The organism is Methylobacterium oxalidis (assembly GCF_007992195.1).
Taxonomy (GTDB): domain Bacteria; phylum Pseudomonadota; class Alphaproteobacteria; order Rhizobiales; family Beijerinckiaceae; genus Methylobacterium; species Methylobacterium oxalidis.
Genome location: NZ_BJZU01000303.1, coordinates 1 through 1,041 on the forward strand (window position 1 = coordinate 1; position 1,041 = coordinate 1,041).

Genomic DNA, 1,041 nt, shown 5'->3' on the forward strand with positions numbered 1-1,041 from the left:
CTAGAGCGATTTCCACCTACTCCGGATCGTAACCGGCGGCGGCGAAGTAGTTGGCGCACTCGGCCGGCGTGAAGGTGTCGAGAAGATCGCCGACGGCGGTCCAGAGCCGATCGACCGTGCGCTCGGCCATCTTGCGCAGCAGCGCCTTGAGCTTGGCGAAGGCCATCTCAATCGGGTTGAAGTCGGGCGAGTACGGCGGCAGGAACTGAAGCCGTGCCCCGCGCGCCTCGATGGCGACCTCGATCGCCGCGCCCTTGTGGGCGGGCAGGTTGTCGAGGATGACGGTGTCGCCGGGCCGGAGGGTCGGGGCGAGCACCTGCTCAACGTAGGCCAGGAACCAGTCTCGCGTCATCGGCCCGTCGAGGACCATCGGCGCGCTCATCCCCGACAGGCGCAGGCCCGCCACGAAGGTCGTCGTGAGCCAATGGCCGTGCGGGATGCCCGAGCGTAGGCGCTGACCGCGGGCACAGCGACCGCGCAGGCGCGCCATGCGGGTGGACAGCCCCGTCTCGTCGATGAAGATCAGGCGCTCGGGATCGAGGTCGGGCTGCGCGGCAAACCACGCCTCGCGCGCTGCGGCCACGTCCGGACGAGCCTGCTCGGCCGCGTGCGCTGACTTTTTTTCCACGTCACCGCCCGGCGGGCGAAGAACCGCCAGAGGGTGCCCAGTCCGACCGATACGCTGCGCTCGGCCCGCAGGCGTTCCTGCATCTCGGCGAGCGTGATGTCGTCCTTCTCTTCGGTGAGGGCGAGCAGGAAGGCTTCGTGCACGTCGAGCTTGGAGCCGGGTGGGCGGCCCTGACGCTGAGCCCGCGTCTCTCCTGTCGTCGTCGCGTGCGCGGCCCAGCGGATCACGGTGGCGACGCCGACCCGATAGCGCCGGGCCGCGGCCCGGCGGGACAGACCCGCGCCCACCGCGTCCAGGACGCGAACACGCAGATCGTGGCTGTAGGCACGGGCCATGGCGATCTCCCTGACGAACCCTCAGGGATCAACGCTCACCCCGCCACGCCGACTCAGGGATCGTGGAAAACGCTCTAG

The 1,041-nt window shown here is 69.7% G+C and carries 1 protein-coding gene; it reads right to left on the reverse strand.

Translation table 11 applies throughout. The annotated features are described in order from the left end of the window. Nucleotides 1–16 precede the first annotated feature (16 nt). A protein-coding gene (locus tag MOX02_RS30705; RefSeq protein WP_147029526.1) for an IS630 family transposase occupies nucleotides 17–963 on the reverse strand; the annotation gives its coding sequence in 2 pieces (ribosomal slippage) (nucleotides 17–624 and nucleotides 624–963; 948 coding nt in all). Nucleotides 964–1,041 lie beyond the last annotated feature (78 nt).